Genomic DNA, 16,359 nt, shown 5'->3' with positions numbered 1-16,359 from the left:
CAGTTATGTCTCAAGTCAGCCCCGTGGCCCTGAGAGGGTGCCGATGTCGGTAGGAGCGCGTACCCCGGTTGTCGTCGGCGTGGGCGAAGTCACCCATCGCGGGGACGACTTCGTGGACCCGATCGACTTGGCGGTGGAGGCCGCACGCCTCGCGGTCAGAGACGCAGGTCGCGCGGTCGAGCGGCGCATCGACACCGTCTCAACTCCCGGCATCCTGGTCATCCCGCGCGACAATCCCGCCAGCAGGATCGCCGAAGCGATGCGCATCGGTCCCGCCCGCCGCATCAGCTGTCCAGTCGGCGGAAACACCCCGCAGTATCTCGTCGAGGTGTTGGGTGGCGAAATAGCCAAGGGCCGCGCAGATGTCGTCCTGGTCGTCGGGGCGGAGAGCGGGCATTCCGCGCGTAAGCTCCAGGGCGGGGCACTTCTCAACTCGCCGCCCCCGCCCCGCTCCGGCGACGAATCCCTGGGGGACGCGCGCCCAGGGTTGAGTCAAGCCGAACTGTCGGTGGGTCTGAGTTGGCCGCACGAGGTGTATCCCATCTTCGAGTCCGCGATCGCCGCGCGCCACGGCCGTGACTTCGATGCCCAGCGGGAGTGGCTGGGAACGCTGATGGCACCGTTGACAGCCGAGGCGGCACGCCATCCCGAGCAGGCCTGGTTCCCGCGCGCACGAAGTGCCACCGAACTCAGCGAAGTCACCGCGGAAAACCGCATGGTGTGCGTGCCCTATCCTAAGCTGCTCAACAGCATCATGTCCGTCGACATGGCTGCCGCCTTCATCCTCATGGCGGCCGAGGTGGCGGACGAATTGGGCGTCTCGCGCGACCGTTGGGTCTTTCCCTGGTCAGCAGCGACCTGCAACGACGTGTACTTCCCCGTGGAACGGCCGGACCTCAGCCGCTCCGTGGGTATCGAGGTAGCGGCAACAAAGGCGCTCGATGCGGGCGGATTGACCACCGACGACATTCGGTGGTTCGACCTCTACTCCTGCTTCCCGTCGGCAATTCAGATGGCCGCCGAGGCTCTCGACGTGGACCCCCTCGACGACAGAGGCCTCACAGTAACCGGAGGGCTGCCTTATCACGGCGGTCCCGGTAACAATTACGTCAGCCACTCGATCGTTGAGATGGTCCGACGGTGCAGACGCGACCCAACCGATGCCGGACTCGTTACCGGCCTCGGGTGGTATTCGACGAAGCATTCGGTCGGTGTGTGGTCGGCCACCCCGCCGCCAGCCGGGTGGCGACTGCTCGACACGGCAGTCGAACAGGCTCAAATCGATTCATCGCGGCTGGCCGTCGCAGGCGTCGACGAGGCGACCGGTCGCGCGACAGTGGACGGATACACCGTTGTCTACGACCGAGACGGGCGACCTCGATGGACTCCGATCATCGCGCACCTGTCCGACGGGCGAAGAGTTGTCGCACGCAGCGACGATCCGCAGATTGCCGAGGCGATGGCGGGCGAGATGCACCTGGGTAGAACGGTTTGCCTCCAGAACACCGGGCCATTCCCCGGATTCGAGCTTCCATGATCGCCGAGGCCATGGTGTTGACGGGACCGCGGAGTCTGCAGCGGCGCCAGATGACCATCCCCGACGTCGGCGATCGAGGTGCGATACTGCGAGTTGAAGCATGCGGTCTGTGCGGAACGGATCACGAACAGTTCACCGGACACCTGCCTGCCGGCTTCTCATTCGTTCCAGGTCACGAAATCGTCGGCATCGTCGAACATGTCGGCACCTCGGCCAGCCAACGCTGGGGTGTACAAGCCGGCCAGCGCGTGGCCGTCGAGGTGTTCCGGTCCTGCCGTGACTGCCCCGAGTGTCGCCGTGGCGAATACCGGCGGTGCGCGGTGAACGGCATCGCCACCATGTTCGGGTTCGTCGACGTGCAGATCGGCGCGGGCTTATGGGGCGGATACGCCACCCATGTGGAGCTTCCGTGGGACGCGATGCTACTCCCGATTGCCGAAGACATGGATCCCGTGCTCGCCACGTTGTTCAACCCTCTCGGCGCCGGAATCCAATGGGGGGCAACTCTTCCCGATACTAAGGCGGGGGACGTCGTAGCGATCCTGGGGCCCGGCATCCGCGGAATCTGCGCGGCTGTGGCGGCCAAAGAGGCGGGAGCCGCGTTCGTCGCGATGACCGGCGTCGGCCCACGCGACGAACAACGACTGGCCATAGCCAGATCATTCGGTGTCGACCTGCCCATCGATGTATCGCAGGACAACGCAGTGACAGCGCTCCAGCGTGAGACAGGCGGGCAGCTTGCTGACGTGGTCGTCGATGTGACCGCCAAAGCACCCTCCGCGTTCGCCGATGCGGTCGACCTTGCCAGACCGGGCAGCACAGTCGTGGTGGCCGGCACCCGCGGGGGAGGCGGCGCGCCCGGGTTCGAACCAGACTTGTTGGTATATAAAGAATTACGCGTTGTAGGCGCACTCGGCGTGGAGTATCCCGCCTACCGGGCAGCCCTCGAGATTCTCGCTGAGGGCCGCTGGCCGTTCGACCGCATCACCAGAGAATCAACCGGATTCGCTGGGCTCGCGCCGCTGCTCAATTCGCTTGCAGATGAAAATGCCCGATCAAGTGCAGCCCTGCACAACGTCTTTCTGCCCACGCCCTGACGGCGTGCAGAGGTTCAACAGAGAGGGCCACCCATGACCATGGCGGAACGCGTACCGATGCTCGACCGTGAGCAGGCCCAGCTGCGGGCTGCCGAATGTGGGTTGCCCGAAGAGTTGGCAGACCTGTCGGTATTCCGCGTGGCACTTCATCAGCCGCGTGTGGCGGTTGCGCTGTATGGGCTGCTAGACGCGTTACTCTTCCGCGGTTCCCTTGACGCGCGGCTACGCGAGCTGGTCATCATGCGCATCGGCTGGATCACTGGCTCCGAATACGAATGGACTCAACATTGGCGAATCGCCACACTGCTCGGCGTGCCTGAGCATGATCTCCTCGCGGTGCGCGACTGGCAGAATTCTGAAAGCCTCGGGCCAGTCGAGCGTGCGGTCCTCGCAGCGACCGATGATGTGGTACGGGACGGGGTCATCTCCGAGGAAAACTGGGCTGGGTGCCAGAAGGCATTCAATAGCGATCACGCGGTTTTGGTCGAACTTGTCGGAGCAATCGCCAATTGGCGGCTCTTTTCGATCCTGCTTCGATCCCTGAATATTCCGCTTGAGTCCGGTACCGACGGCTGGCCGCCCGATGGGCGAGCTCCTCGGCGTGGCGATTGAGCGAAAAACGTGGGCCGATGCTTGACCGAAGCGGTCAGCGCCCCAATCGCAGGACCACGACCCGTGTCGTAGACGGACAAGTCCCCCCTCGGACACAAGATGTATATCCCGTCTTCCAACCGTATCGACGACGACGACGAGATTCGGCGCTTCGTCGCCGCGGCGAGATCGGCCGAGTTCGTAACGGTCGGCAGCGACGGGACTCCCGTCGCGACCCTGCTGCCGATCATGTGGGAGGGCGACGTCGTGGTGGCGCATATGGCGAAGGCCAACCCGCAGTGGAAGTCCATTGCTCCCGGCAGCCCGGCGCTGTTGATCTCTACGGGGCCTGAGGCCTACATCAGCCCGTCGTGGTACGCGGCCAAGGCCGAGCACGGAAGGGTGGTGCCAACGTGGAACTACAGCGCTGTCCACCTGTCCGGCACGGTGCGGGTCCACGAGGACAGGGAATGGCTGCGCGACGTCGTCACCCGATTGACCGGTGTGCACGAGAACGTGCGTAGTGAGCCGTGGCGCGTCAGCGACGCGCCGGCAAAGTACATCGAAGGACAACTCGGCGGCATCGTGGGATTAGAGATCACCGTTACCCGCGTCGAGGGCAAGGCGAAGCTGAGCCAGAACCGTTCGGAGAATGATCGCCGCGGGGTCATCAAAGGCCTTCTCGAAGAACAGGACTACGAAGCAGCGAAAGTCGCGGCGGCGATGGACACCGAGCTGTAGGAGTCGAAGACGAGACGGAACCTCATGGCCGTGGCCGGATGTGGTGACGAAAGCCCCTAGTCGCACCTATTGGTACCGATGTTGAACTGAATCGCACAGTCACACATCGACTATCACAGCGAATGGGATGCAATGACGGCCGAAGCGCCCCCGGTTACAGATCTCCAGCCCCGCCGTCCGTTTCCTGCCCGGCTCGGGCCCAAGGGCAACATGGTCTACAAGCTGATCACCACCACCGATCACAAGTTGATCGGCATCATGTACTGCGTCGTCTGCTTCATCTTCTTCTTCATCGGCGGGCTGATGGCGCTGTTCATCCGCGGCGAGGTCGCGATGCCCGGGCTGCAGTTCCTGTCCAACGAGCAGTACAACCAGTTGTTCACCATGCACGGCACGGCGATGCTGCTGTTCTACGCCACCCCGATCGTGTTCGGGTTCGCGAATCTCGTGCTTCCGCTTCAGATCGGCGCACCCGACGTGGCGTTCCCACGACTGAACGCGCTGAGCTTCTGGCTGTTTCTCTTCGGCGCACTGATTGCCATGAGTGGTTTCATCACCCCGGGTGGTGCCGCTGACTTCGGTTGGACCGCCTACTCGCCGCTGACCGACGCGATCCACTCGCCCGGAGTGGGAGGTGATCTGTGGATCTTCGGCCTCGGGGTCGGTGGTCTCGGCACCATTCTGGGCGGCGTCCAACATGATCACCACGGTGGTCTGCATGCGCGCGCCGGGCATGACGATGTTCCGGATGCCGATTTTCACCTGGAACATCCTGGTGACCTCGATCCTGGTGCTGCTGATCTTCCCGCTGCTGACCGCGGCGCTGTTCGGTCTGGCCGCTGACCGCCGCCTCGGGACGCACATCTACGATCCGGCCAATGGCGGTGTGATCCTGTGGCAGCACTTGTTCTGGTTCTTCGGGCATCCCGAGGTGTATGTCATCGCGCTGCCCTTCTTCGGGATCATCAGCGAAGTGGTACCGGTGTTCTCCCGCAAGCCGATCTTCGGCTACACCACGCTGGTGTACGCGACGTTCAGCATCGCGGCGCTGTCCGTGGCGGTGTGGGCGCACCACATGTTCGCGACGGGTGCCGTACTTCTTCCGTTCTTCAGCTTCATGACGTTCCTCATCGCCGTGCCGACCGGTATCAAGTTCTTCAACTGGATAGGCACGATGTGGAAGGGCCAGTTGACATTTGAAACACCGATGCTGTTCTCGGTCGGTTTCATGGTCACCTTCCTGCTCGGTGGTTTGTCGGGCGTGCTGCTGGCCAGCCCGCCGCTGGACTTCCACGTCACCGACTCCTACTTCGTCGTCGCGCACTTCCACTACGTGCTCTTCGGCACGATCGTGTTCGCGACCTACGCGGGCATCTACTTCTGGTTCCCGAAGATGACGGGCCGACTGCTCGACGAGCGGTTGGGCAAGCTGCACTTCTGGTTGACCTTCATCGGGTTCCATGTGACGTTCCTGGTCCAGCACTGGGTGGGTGACGAGGGCATGCCGCGCCGGTACGCCGACTACCTGCCGTCGGACGGCTTCACCACGCTCAACATCGTCTCCACGATTGGTTCGTTCATCCTCGGCATCTCGACGATTCCGTTCGTGTGGAACGTGTTCAAGAGCTGGCGCTACGGTGAGCCGGTCACGGTCGATGATCCGTGGGGTTACGGAAACTCGCTGGAGTGGGCCACCAGCTGCCCGCCGCCGCGCCATAACTTCACCGAGCTTCCCCGGATCCGTTCGGAGCGGCCCGCTTTCGAGCTGCACTACCCCCACATGGTGGATAGGATGCGCGCCGAAGCACACGTTGGCCGCGCGCACGGGCCGACACCGGCCACCACGTCTGCGACAGGCCCTCAGTACACGTCGCGAACGTAGCGTTTCGCGGCCACGAGTTCGCGTTTGTAGTCGTGGGCCCGCTCGCGTGACATGCCGCCGTGTCTTTCGATGATCGTCGTCAACGCCGCATCGACGTCGCTGGCCATCCGGGAGGCGTCGCCGCACACGTAGAAGTGCCCGCCGTCGTCGAGCCAGCGCCACACATCGGCGCCGCGATCAAGCATCTTGTGCTGTACATAGACCCGCTTGGCCTGGTCCCGGCTGAACGCGACATCGAGGCGGCTGAGAAAGCCGTCACGGGCCATGTCCTCCAAATCGTCACGGTAGTAGAAGTTTTCGTTGCGATGTTGATCGCCGAAGAACAGCCAGTTGCGGCCTGCGTGGCCGAGCGCACGACGTTCCTGCAGGAACCCGCGGAACGGCGCGATACCCGTTCCCGGACCCACCATGATCATCGGTGTTCCGCTGTCTTCCGGAGGCCGGAAGTGCGGGGATCGTTGCAAGAACACCGGAGCCGTGGTCGCGCGGTCGGCGAGGAACGTCGAGCACACTCCCCCACGCCGGCCGCCGTCGGCGCCTCGGTAACGCACCACCGAGACCGTCAGCTGCACCTCGTGCGGGCTCACCAGTGGGCTCGAGGATATGGAGTAGTTGCGCGGGGTCAACCGCACGAGCACCTCGAGCCATTGGTCAGGGTCGGCGTGCACGACGAATTCCTGTACGAGGTCGAGTCCGTTGCGGCCGACGAGCCACTTGTCGAGCTTGTCCTTGCGGGCGCGTAGCGCCTTCGCGTCGCGACAGTTCTCCGTGATGAACCGCAGCAGGTCCGGTGTCACGCGACAGAAGTCGTAACGCGATGTGAGCGCCTCGCGCATCGACAACTCGGTGCCGTCGACGACGACGTGGTGCTCGCCGTGCATACCGGTGGCGGCCAGCCAGGCGTCGACGGCAGCCGGATCGTTCGTCGGGTACACGCCGAGTGAGTCACCCGCCGCGTAGGCGACGTCGAACCCGGAGATGTCAAAGCCGAACTGGCGCACCTCTTTCAGCGCCGAGGGCGAGCTCAGTAGAACGTTCCTGCACAACGGTGCGACGATCGGATGCGCGCGGGTGAACGGTTCGGCGACGGCGGCGGGCGTCGAGGACACCGAGCGTCCCAGCAGGGTGGCGACCTGATCGACCCATCGGCTCATCGGTTCGTCGTCGTAGGCTTCGCATTCGACACGTTCGAGCAAGCGTGCTGCGCCCAGCGCGACCAATCGTGTGTCGATGGCCTTGGCGTGGCCGCAGAAGTTGTCGTACGTGCGGTCACCGATGCCGAGAACCGCGTAGCGCACACCCGTCAACGTGGGGGCGTCCGGGGAGTTCAGCCGGTTCCAGAACTCGGCACCGTTGTCGGGCGGTCCGCCTTCGCCGAAAGTGCTGGTGACTATGAGAACGTCGCGCGTGGCGAGGTCGGCGAGGGCAATGTCGTTCATGTTGACCAGGTTCGGCGCGCCGATGGCGGCGGCCACCTTGCCCGCGAACTCCTCGGCGGTGCCGGTCTGCGACGCCCACAGCACCAGCGGCCCCTCGGTCAGTTCCGGAGGCGTCAAAGGCGTGGGCTTGCGCAGCGGTGCGGCGAACGGTCGCAGGCTGACGGCGCAGGCCTTGAATTCGGGCTGCAGTGAGTCGGGGTCGACGGCGTCGTTGGTGAGTGCGTTGACCGTCAGATATTCACCGTGTTCGTCGTTCCAGTGGAATGGCACGAAGCAGGTGCCCTGACGCACTCGATCGGTGACGACTGCGGGGAGCACGGCGCGACCGCGCCGCGTGCTGAGTTCGACGGGTTGATCGCCGACGATGTCAAGCGCGACGGCATCCAGTGGGTGGATTTCCACGAAGGGGCCACTATTCAGTTTGTTGAGCGCGTCGACCCTGCCGGTCTTGGTCATGGTGTGCCACTGATGTTGCAGGCGGCCGGTATTGAGCACCATCGGGAAGTCGTCATCGGGCAGCTCGCGCGGATTCATGTGCGGTCGGGCATGAAAGACCGCGCGTCGAGACGGCGTCGGAAAGGCCAGCCGGGGTGCGTGGCCGTTCTCGTCGACAAAGTAATCCTGGCTGACGCCGTCGTTGAGATAACGGATCGGGTGACGGTCGTTGTCGTCACCGGGTGGGCACGGCCACTGCAACGATGTCTCGCGCAGCCGTGCGTAGCTCACACCACGAAGGTCGTATCCGGTCTTCGGGTTGTGGAAGCGGCGGATCTCGTCGAAGATCTGCTCGCTGGACTCGTAGCCGAAGTACTCACCAAATCCCAGATGTGTTGCCACTTGGCAGATCAACTGCCAATCGGGCCGTGCCTCCCCGCGCGGCGGCAGTGACTGCGCCAACAGCGTGACATTACGTTCGGAGTTCACCATCACGGCGTCGGACTCGGCCCACAGCGAGGCGGGCAGCACGATGTCGGCGTACCGGTTGGTGGCGGTGTCGCGATAGGTGTCCTGTGTGATGACGAGTTCAGCGGCTTCCAGCCCGGCGATCACCGTCGCGCGATTGGCCACAGTGGCAACCGGATTGGTACAGATGATCCAGCACGCCTTGATGCGACCGTCGGCGAGCTGGCTGAACATGTCGATGGTGCCGGGTCCGACGTCGGTCCGGATGGTACCCGGCTCCAGTCCCCATTGCCGCTCGACGAAAGCTCGATCGGCAGCCGCGAGGACAGAACGCTGACCGGGCAAACCCGGCCCCATGTAACCCATTTCGCGGCCACCCATCGCATTGGGCTGCCCCGTCAGCGACATCGGGCCGCTGCCGGGCCGGCAGATCGCGCCGGTGGCCAGGTGCAGGTTGCAGATCGCGTTGGTGTTCCAGGTGCCGTGGGTGCTCTGGTTCAGCCCCATCGTCCAGCAGCTCATCCATTCACCTGCCTCGCCGATCATCTTCGCGGCGGTGCGGATGTCTTCTTCGGCGAGGCCGGTGATCTGGGCGACCACCTCGGGTGTGTAGTCGGCAAGGAAAGCGGGCATGGTGTCCCAGCCCTCGGTTTGGTCGGCGATGAAATCGGCGTCAATGTCATCGTTTTCGACGAGCAGGTTGAGCAGCCCGTTGAGCAGTGCGAGGTCGGTGCCGGGTCTGATTTGCAGGAAGAGGTCGGCGCGTTCGGCGGTGGCGGTGCGGCGCGGGTCGACGACGATCAGCTTGGCGCCGGACTTCAGCCGATCCACCATCCGCAGATACAGGATCGGGTGACAGTCGGCCATGTTGGAGCCGGTGACGAAGAACAGATCGGCACAGTCGAAGTCGGTGTACGACCCCGGCGGCCCGTCGGCGCCGAGCGACTGCTTGTAACCGGTTCCCGCACTTGCCATGCACAACCGCGAGTTCGACTCGATGTGCACGGTGCGCAGAAAGCCCTTGGCCAGTTTCGTGGCCAGATACTGCGCCTCGATGGACATCTGGCCCGATACATAGAGCGCGACCGCGTCGGCTCCGTGCTCGTCGACGATAGCGCGCAGCCGCCGTCCCGCCTCGGCGACCGCCTCGTCGACCGGGACGAGGACTGCCTCCTCGCCTCGAGCGGGCCGCAGCAGTGCGGAGGTCAGCCGGCCGTCGACCGCCGCCATCATTTCGGCATGTGTCGACCCTTTGGTGCAGAGCCGGCCGAAGTTGGTGGGGTGGAGCTTGTCTCCCGACACGCGGGCAATCACCGCGCGGCCGTCCCGGGTGGTGGTCTCGACCTTTATGCCGCAGCCGACTCCGCAGTACGAACACGCGGTGCGGGTGACGGCCATGAGTCCATGGTGTGTGGGCACTGTTCCGGAATGTTTCCGCGCACGTTATGGCGAGGAAAACTGATGCTCACCGCGGGGTTGTCCCCGCGGTGAGCATCAGTTTGTGCAGGTCAGCCCGCGGCGACGGGCACCGCCGGGCCGCCGATGTGCTCTCCGGTATCGACGCGCGCAGTCTTCATTCGAAGGAAGACCGCCCAGGTGACTATTGCGCAGATCACATAGAACGCCATGAACACCCAGAACGCGTTCGTCGCGGACTTGGCTTCACCGACGTACGAGGCCCGCAGGACCACGTTGATGAACACACCGCCCAGTGCTCCGACGGCGCCGGCGAACCCGATCAGCGCCCCGGACATGCTCCGCGACCATGCCGCCTTCTCCGCGGGGCTCCAGTCGTCGTGGCCCTGCGCCTTCGCCTCGAAGATGGAGGGGATCATCTTGTACGTCGATCCGTTCCCTATGCCCGACAGGATGAACAGCACGATGAATCCGATGACGTAAGCGATCATCTGGCCACCTGTCGGCGCCCCCGCCATGCCGTCGTCGAGCATTCCGGTCCCCACCAGGATGCCGGCGGCGAAGATCATCGCCACGAAGGTGTACATGGTGATCCGCCCGCCGCCGATCCGGTCGGCAAGCTTGCCGCCGAACGGTCGCGAAATCGACCCCAGCAGCGGGCCCAGGAAGGAGATCTGCGCCGCGTGCAGTGACGCCTGTGCGGCGGTGTCGCCGCCGGCCAGGAAGTTGATCTGCAGCACCTGACCGAAGGCGAAGGAGAATCCGATGAAAGATCCGAACGTACCGATGTAGAGGAAGCTCATCACCCAGGAGTGCTTGTAGCGCAACGCTTCTACCAGCGCGCCGAGGTTCGAATGCTGATTGCCGAGGTTGTCCATGAAAAGCGCTGCGCCAATGGCGGCACACGCGATCAGCACCAGGTAGATGGCGCAGACGATCTCTGGTGCGGTGTTGGAAACGGCGGCGATCACCAGCAGGCCGACGAGTTGTATGACCGGCACGCCGATGTTGCCGCCGCCGGCGTTGAGACCAAGTGCCCATCCCTTCAGCCGCTGTGGGTAGAAGGCATTGATATTGGTCATCGACGAGGCAAAGTTTCCTCCACCGAAGCCGGCGAACGCCGCCACCACGATGAACGTGGTGTAGGACGTGCCGGGGTTCTTCATCGCCCACCAGGTCAAGACAGTCGGGATCAGCAGTAGCAGCGCACTGACGATCGTCCAGTTGCGACCACCGAATTTGGCGGGCGCGATCGTGTACGGGATCCGCATGAAGGCGCCGACCAATGTGGGCACCGCCACCAGGTAGAACTTGCCCGCCGCGTCGATTCCATAGACGTTCTGCGGCATGAACAGCACCATCACGGACCAGATCGACCAGATCGAGAAGCCGACGTGTTCGGCGAAGATGGACCAGATCAGGTTGCGCTTGGCAATCTGCTTGCCACCGGCCTCCCAGGCCGCCACGTCTTCGGCGTCCCAGTGCTCGATGGTGCGGTTACGGGTCAAAGTAGTCACGAGGGCTATTTCTACGGCCCGGCCATTCCGCTTCGATTGCACCGCAGTGTCGCCAATGTCAACACCCGCTCACATCCACTGCACGGGCCCGGGTGCGCCAGGGGATTCATTGCCGACTCACTTCGGAAACGAATCTGAAACATATGCACCCTAGCTTCAGGGAGGGTGAGCGACGGCAGCACTCCCCGATTCCTGCAGGGCCCCTTCGATTTCGAGGGCAACGGGTTGGACAAACCGTTGCTGCTCGACGATTCACTGCGGTATGTGGTGCCCGCGGGCTCCGTAACCCAGCCGGTGTATTTCCGCGGCGGCAATTCCAGCGACGACATGGTCACCGTCGTGTTGTTCCGTGATGGAAAACCGATGCGCTACTTCCCCATTGCGGCCCGCGGTGCGACTCACGTGGCACTGCGGGTGGTCGAAGATCTCCTCGGGGACACGGTTCTCGAACTGTTCGTCGCCGCACCCGCGGGCTGCACGGGGACGGTAGTCGTCGACCTCGGACTGGTGGAGGTCTGAAATGGCCCCCAAACTGGTGGTCGTCGGCAACGGCATGGCCGGCGTGCGGGCGATCGAGGAGGTTCTCGCCCGACAGGAACGCGGAAAATGTGCTGAACCTTTTCAGATCACGGTGTTCGGCGACGAGCCGTACGGAAACTACAACAGGATATTGCTGAGCAACGTCCTAGCCGGCAGTCAGAGCCTTGAAGCCGATGCGGACGATATTTTTTTGAACGCGATGGACTGGTACGCCCAGAACCGGATCGACCTGCGGGCAGGCGTGCGGGTGGTCCGTATTGATCGCTACGCGAAACTGGTGCAGGCCGACGACGGGACGGTCACCCGCTACGACCACCTGATCCTGGCGACCGGCAGCAGATCGTTCTTCCCACCGATGGCGGGTTTGTGGGCCGACGACAAGACGCTGACCGACGGCGTCTTCGGCTTCCGTAGCCTCGACGATTGCATGGGCATGATCACCCAGGCCGAGCACCGCACAAGGGCAGTCGTCATCGGTGGCGGGCTGCTCGGCCTCGAGGCCGCACGCGGCCTGCAGAACCGCGGCCTGCACGTCGAGGTCGTGCACGCCGGGCAGGTGTTGATGAACGCTCAGCTCGACGACATGGGCGGGGCGATCTTGCGCCGCTCGGTGGAGGCGCTGGGAATTCTCGTTCACACGTCGAAGCGCACCACCGAGGTCCGCACCGACGAGAACGGCCGCCTGGCGGGAATCGTGTTCTCCGACGGCAGTTCCATCGAGTGCGACATGCTGGTGATCGCTGCCGGTATCCGTCCGAACGTCGGCCTGGCGCAGAGGTCGGGCCTGACCGTCGAGCGGGCGATCGTCGTCGATGACCACATGCGCTCGATCGACGACGACCACATCTATGTCGTCGGCGAGTGCGCCCAGCACCGTGGTCAGGTGTACGGGCTCGTCGCGCCGCTTTGGGAACAGGCGGGAGTGCTCGCCGACCATCTGACCGGCGCCGACAGGACCGCCTCATACCACGGCTCACGAACAGCGACAAAGCTCAAAGTCGCCGGAGTCGACGTCGCGGCAATGGGACTGAAGGCTCCCGAGCTTCCCGAAGACGAGTTCGTGCAGTACTCCGAACCCCGCCACGGCGTCTACAAGACCATCGTCATCCGGGACGGAAAACTGGTCGGCGCAACGCTGCTCGGCGACGTCAGCAAGGTGTCGTTCCTCACCCAGGCTTTTGACAGCGGTCTACCACTCCCCGAGGAGCGGGTGTCGCTGATGTTCGACATCGGCACCCCCGACGTGGATATCGGTGTTGCAGAGTTGGCCGACGACGCTCAGGTGTGCAATTGCAACGGCGTGAACAAGGCGGCGTTGGTGCGATGTGTGCAGGACGGTGAGACGTCGGTGAGTGGGGTGATGGCCAGAACCAAGGCCGGGAAGGGCTGCGGCTCGTGCAAGGAACTCGTCGGTCAGATCGTCGAGTGGGCCGCAGGCGGCACGGTCGCCGATGACCCGTCCGCGTCGTGGTACGTGCCGAGCATTCCCTATGACAAGCCGACATTGATGCGCCATATCCGTGAACTCGAACTGCATTCTGTGTCATCAGTTTTCGCCGCCCTTGCCCCGGATGGCAAGGAGGACGCGAGCTCGAAGATGGCCTTGGCCTCGCTGTTGGAGACGATGTGGGCCGACGAATTCGTCGACGAGCGGGACGCGCGGTTCATCAACGACCGGGTACACGCGAACATCCAGCGCGACGGCACCTTCTCGGTGGTTCCACAGATGAAGGGCGGGGTCACCAGTGTCACGCAGTTGCGCCGAATCGCCGACGTAGCAGCGAAATACGAGATACCGATGATCAAGCTGACCGGCGGCCAGCGCATAGACCTGCTGGGTGTGCGCAAGGAAGACCTGCCCGCCGTCTGGGCGGACCTCGACATGCCGTCGGGATACGCCTACGGCAAGAGCTTCCGGACGGTCAAAACCTGTGTCGGCACTGACTTCTGCCGGTACGGGGTCGGCGATTCGACGGCACTGGGCATCGCGATCGAGGAACGGTATCAAGGCCTCGCCAGCCCGGCCAAGATGAAGCTGGCAGTCACGGGCTGCCCCCGAAACTGCGCGGAGGCGCTGTGTAAGGACCTCGGCGTGGTGGCGATCGACGGCGGCCGTTGGGAGATCTACGTCGGCGGCGCGGCGGGTGCGCACGTCCGCAAGGGGGACCTGTTGGCCACTGTCGATGACACGGCAACGGTCATCACACTCACCGGCCGGTTCCTGCAGTACTACCGGGAGAATGCGAACTGGCTCGAGCGCACGTACGCGTTCGTGCCTCGTGTTGGTATCGACACGGTCCGCGCCGTCGTCGTCGACGATGCCGAGGGCATCGCCGGCCAACTGGACGCGAACATGCAAAAGTCCGTCGACGCCTATCGCGATCCATGGAGCGACGGCCGAAACCCGGTGACGCAAGGCCAGTTCCGCACATCGCTGCCACTCATACCCCTGCCTCAGGTACCAGTGCGATGACGGACGTCGATATCGGGTCGATCGATCAAATTCCCGTGGGCGAGGGGCGCACGTTCGCAATCGACGGCGAGCAGATCGCGGTGTTCCGGCTGCGAAACGGTGCGCTGCGGGCCCTGGACGCGGTATGCCCGCACAAGGGTGGTCCCCTGGCCGACGGGTTGGCCGATGATGCGGTCGTTGTCTGCCCACTGCACGGACACACCTTTGATCTGTCCACCGGCTGCGAGGCCAGCGGAAGCGACATGTCCGTCCGCAGCTATCCCGTTCGGGCCATCGAAGGCACAGTTCGCGTCAGCTTTCGTCGGGTTTGACCGCCAGCACCGGCTTGGGGCATTCGAGGAGCACCTGTTGCGACACGCTGCCCAGCAGCAGCTTTCCGACCGGGCTGCGATGCCGGATGCCGATGACCAGCAGTTCTGCGTCGTCTCTGCCCATGGCCTTGAGCAGTTCCTCGGCGGTGTCCACGCCGACGGGCTGGGTGAGCTCGAACTCGACGCCGCACTCGTTGAGGTGCCGCTCGACATCGTGCACCTCGCCGGATTGGGCGAATCGGGGATCGGAGTACGCCTCCCCCGACGTCGAATTGATGACCAGCAGTGTGCTGCCGCGGAGTTTCGCCTCGGCGATTCCGTGTTCGAGCGCTGCCCGGCCGAACGCGTCCGCGCTGTATCCGATGACGATCATGACTGAGCCGCTTTCTCGCGTTGGTCCTTGTCGTCCTCGACGATGAGCAGGGTTTCCTCGCTGCGGTGCAGGAGCTTGAGCACCAGCGGCATGAGCAGCAGAATCACCATCAGCACGTACACGATGATCGCGACGGGCTCGGTGAACAGGCTGATCCAGTCGCCGCCGCCGAGCTGCAGGCTCTGCCGGAGTTGACGTTCGATGCGCGGGCCGAGGATGACGCCGATGATGAGCGGAAGCACCGGCAGCCCGAACCTGCGCATCATCAGGCCCAGGAGTCCGAACACCAACAGGAGGGCGAGATCCATCGGCTGCACGTTCACCGCGAGCGCACCGAGGCAGGCGAAGAACAGAATGCCGGCGTAGAGGTAGGGCCGCGGCGTGCGCAACAGCTTGGCCCACAGCGGCGCCAACGGCAGGTTGAGCACCAGCAGGAGCAGGTTGCCGATGAAGAGGCTGGCGATCAGCGTCCAGATCAGCAGCGGCTCCTTCTCGAACAACGTTGGGCCGGGCTGGATTCCGTAGGACACAAACGCGGTCAATATGACGGCGGCGGTCGCGTTGGTGGGCAAACCGAGGGACAACATCGGCACGAGAGTGCCTGCGGCCGAGGCGTTGTTGGCGGCTTCGGGGCCGGCGACACCCTCGATGGCCCCCTTGCCGAACTCCTCCTTGTGCTTGGAGAGCCGCTTCTCGGTGATGTAGGACAGGAACGTCGGCAGTTCGGCACCGCCGGCGGGCAGCGCGCCGAACGGGAAGCCGTACGCGGTACCACGCAGCCACGGTTTCCAGGACCGCTGCCAGTCGCTCTTGCCCATCCAGGGCCTGCCGACGGGGATGACTTCAGCGGGTCGGCGACGCAGATGTGCTGCGACCCAGAGCGCTTCGCCAACGGCGAAGATGGCCACGGCGATGATCACGATATCGATGCCGTCGGATAACAGCGGAATGCCGAAAGTGGCCCGCGGCTGACCGGTGAGGAAGTCGATGCCGACCACACCGATCGCCAGGCCGAGGAACAGCGAGATGGCGCCGCGCAGTTTCGACGAACCGAGCACCGCGGTGACGGCTACGAGGGCGAAGAGCATGATCGCCAGGTAGGAAGGTGCGCCGAGGGTGACGGCGAACCGCGAGATCGGCGGGGCGAAGGCGGCGAGCAGGACGGTGCCGATGGTGCCAGCCACGAACGATCCGATTGCGGCCGTCGCCAACGCCTGCGCCGCACGTCCGGCCTTGGCCATCTTGTTGCCCTCGATCGCCGTGATGACCGACGACGACTCCCCGGGAGTGTTCAGCAGGATGGAGGTCGTCGAACCGCCGTACATGCCGCCGTAGAAGATGCCCGCGAACATGATGAAGGCCGCACTGGAGGGCACGTTGTACGTGACCGGCAACAGCAGCGCCACCGTCATCGCCGGCCCGATGCCCGGCAAGACACCGACCGCGGTGCCCAGAAGTACGCCGATCACGGCGTACATAAAGTTCGTCGGGGTGGCTACCTGCCCGAAGCCCTGGATCAACCAGTCAAGATTTTCCATG

Annotated in this window: 11 protein-coding genes and 1 pseudogene; 8 read left to right on the top strand and 4 right to left on the bottom strand. The window is 64.2% G+C overall.

Annotation, left to right across the window (positions count from 1 at the left end):
• The first annotated feature begins 43 nt into the window (after positions 1-43).
• From G6N42_RS06720 to ctaD, 5 genes and pseudogenes are all read left to right on the top strand, one after another.
• Positions 44-1,537 (top strand): acetyl-CoA acetyltransferase, encoded by a 1,494-nt coding sequence (locus G6N42_RS06720; protein WP_014213407.1) that lies wholly within the window; start codon positions 44-46, stop codon positions 1,535-1,537.
• On the top strand, positions 1,534-2,634 hold the full coding sequence (locus G6N42_RS06715; protein WP_014213408.1) for a zinc-dependent alcohol dehydrogenase: 1,101 nt from the start codon (positions 1,534-1,536) through the stop codon (positions 2,632-2,634). The genes G6N42_RS06720 and G6N42_RS06715 overlap by 4 nt, the downstream gene beginning before the upstream one ends.
• Positions 2,635-2,667: 33 nt before the next feature.
• Complete coding sequence (locus tag G6N42_RS06710; protein WP_014213409.1) at positions 2,668-3,246, top strand: carboxymuconolactone decarboxylase family protein; 579 nt, start codon at positions 2,668-2,670, stop codon at positions 3,244-3,246.
• 99 nt (positions 3,247-3,345) lie between these two features.
• Entirely contained in the window at positions 3,346-3,966 is a 621-nt protein-coding gene (locus G6N42_RS06705) for an FMN-binding negative transcriptional regulator (RefSeq protein ID WP_163727749.1), read from the top strand.
• A gap of 132 nt (positions 3,967-4,098) precedes the next feature.
• Positions 4,099-5,848: pseudogene (gene ctaD, locus G6N42_RS06700) on the top strand (aa3-type cytochrome oxidase subunit I).
• Here ctaD and G6N42_RS06695 read toward each other — a convergent pair.
• Both G6N42_RS06695 and G6N42_RS06690 read right to left on the bottom strand, forming a co-directional pair.
• Entirely contained in the window at positions 5,827-9,588 is a 3,762-nt protein-coding gene (locus tag G6N42_RS06695) for a bifunctional nitrate reductase/sulfite reductase flavoprotein subunit alpha (RefSeq protein WP_163727746.1), read from the bottom strand. The pseudogene ctaD and the gene G6N42_RS06695 overlap by 22 nt on opposite strands.
• A gap of 110 nt (positions 9,589-9,698) precedes the next feature.
• Positions 9,699-11,114, bottom strand: a complete 1,416-nt coding sequence (locus G6N42_RS06690; protein ID WP_434059608.1) for a nitrate/nitrite transporter — start codon at positions 11,112-11,114, stop codon at positions 9,699-9,701.
• A gap of 174 nt (positions 11,115-11,288) precedes the next feature.
• Between G6N42_RS06690 and G6N42_RS06685 the strand changes: the two genes are divergently transcribed.
• Genes G6N42_RS06685 through nirD form a run of 3 tightly spaced genes read left to right on the top strand, consistent with a single transcriptional unit; the run spans position 11,289 to position 14,447 of the window.
• On the top strand, positions 11,289-11,642 hold the full coding sequence (locus G6N42_RS06685) for a molybdopterin oxidoreductase (RefSeq protein ID WP_163727743.1): 354 nt from the start codon (positions 11,289-11,291) through the stop codon (positions 11,640-11,642).
• A gap of 1 nt (position 11,643) precedes the next feature.
• Positions 11,644-14,136 (top strand): nitrite reductase large subunit NirB, encoded by a 2,493-nt coding sequence (gene nirB / locus G6N42_RS06680; RefSeq protein ID WP_163727740.1) that lies wholly within the window; start codon positions 11,644-11,646, stop codon positions 14,134-14,136.
• Positions 14,133-14,447, top strand: coding sequence for a nitrite reductase small subunit NirD (gene nirD / locus G6N42_RS06675; RefSeq protein ID WP_163727737.1), 315 nt, complete (start codon positions 14,133-14,135; stop codon positions 14,445-14,447). The genes nirB and nirD overlap by 4 nt, the downstream gene beginning before the upstream one ends.
• Here nirD and G6N42_RS06670 read toward each other — a convergent pair.
• Together G6N42_RS06670 and G6N42_RS06665 are read right to left on the bottom strand one after the other, a co-directional pair.
• Complete coding sequence (locus tag G6N42_RS06670) at positions 14,428-14,820, bottom strand: universal stress protein (RefSeq protein WP_163727734.1); 393 nt, start codon at positions 14,818-14,820, stop codon at positions 14,428-14,430. The two genes, nirD and G6N42_RS06670, sit on opposite strands and share 20 nt — an antisense overlap.
• Positions 14,817-16,358, bottom strand: a complete 1,542-nt coding sequence (locus tag G6N42_RS06665; protein WP_163727732.1) for a tripartite tricarboxylate transporter permease — start codon at positions 16,356-16,358, stop codon at positions 14,817-14,819. The genes G6N42_RS06670 and G6N42_RS06665 overlap by 4 nt, the downstream gene beginning before the upstream one ends.
• Between the last annotated feature and the right edge of the window lies 1 nt (position 16,359).

Origin of the sequence: Mycobacterium gallinarum, assembly GCF_010726765.1 — a bacterium.
GTDB classification, from domain to species: Bacteria; Actinomycetota; Actinomycetes; order Mycobacteriales; family Mycobacteriaceae; genus Mycobacterium; species Mycobacterium gallinarum.
Note: the sequence above shows the minus strand (reverse complement) of the source record. Positions and strands in the feature narration are given on the sequence as shown.

What these genes read in the sequence shown, in the direction of transcription:
- G6N42_RS06720 (WP_014213407.1), top strand. Translation starts at nt 44, where the DNA reads ATGTCGGTAGGAGCGCGTACCCCGGTTGTCGTCGGCGTGGGCGAAGTC.
- G6N42_RS06715 (WP_014213408.1), top strand. Translation starts at nt 1,534, where the DNA reads ATGATCGCCGAGGCCATGGTGTTGACGGGACCGCGGAGTCTGCAGCGG.
- G6N42_RS06710 (WP_014213409.1), top strand. Translation starts at nt 2,668, where the DNA reads ATGACCATGGCGGAACGCGTACCGATGCTCGACCGTGAGCAGGCCCAG.
- G6N42_RS06705 (WP_163727749.1), top strand. Translation starts at nt 3,346, where the DNA reads ATGTATATCCCGTCTTCCAACCGTATCGACGACGACGACGAGATTCGG.
- G6N42_RS06695 (WP_163727746.1), bottom strand. Translation starts at nt 9,588, where the DNA reads ATGGCCGTCACCCGCACCGCGTGTTCGTACTGCGGAGTCGGCTGCGGC.
- nirB (WP_163727740.1), top strand. Translation starts at nt 11,644, where the DNA reads ATGGCCCCCAAACTGGTGGTCGTCGGCAACGGCATGGCCGGCGTGCGG.
- nirD (WP_163727737.1), top strand. Translation starts at nt 14,133, where the DNA reads ATGACGGACGTCGATATCGGGTCGATCGATCAAATTCCCGTGGGCGAG.
- G6N42_RS06670 (WP_163727734.1), bottom strand. Translation starts at nt 14,820, where the DNA reads ATGATCGTCATCGGATACAGCGCGGACGCGTTCGGCCGGGCAGCGCTC.
- G6N42_RS06665 (WP_163727732.1), bottom strand. Translation starts at nt 16,358, where the DNA reads ATGGAAAATCTTGACTGGTTGATCCAGGGCTTCGGGCAGGTAGCCACC.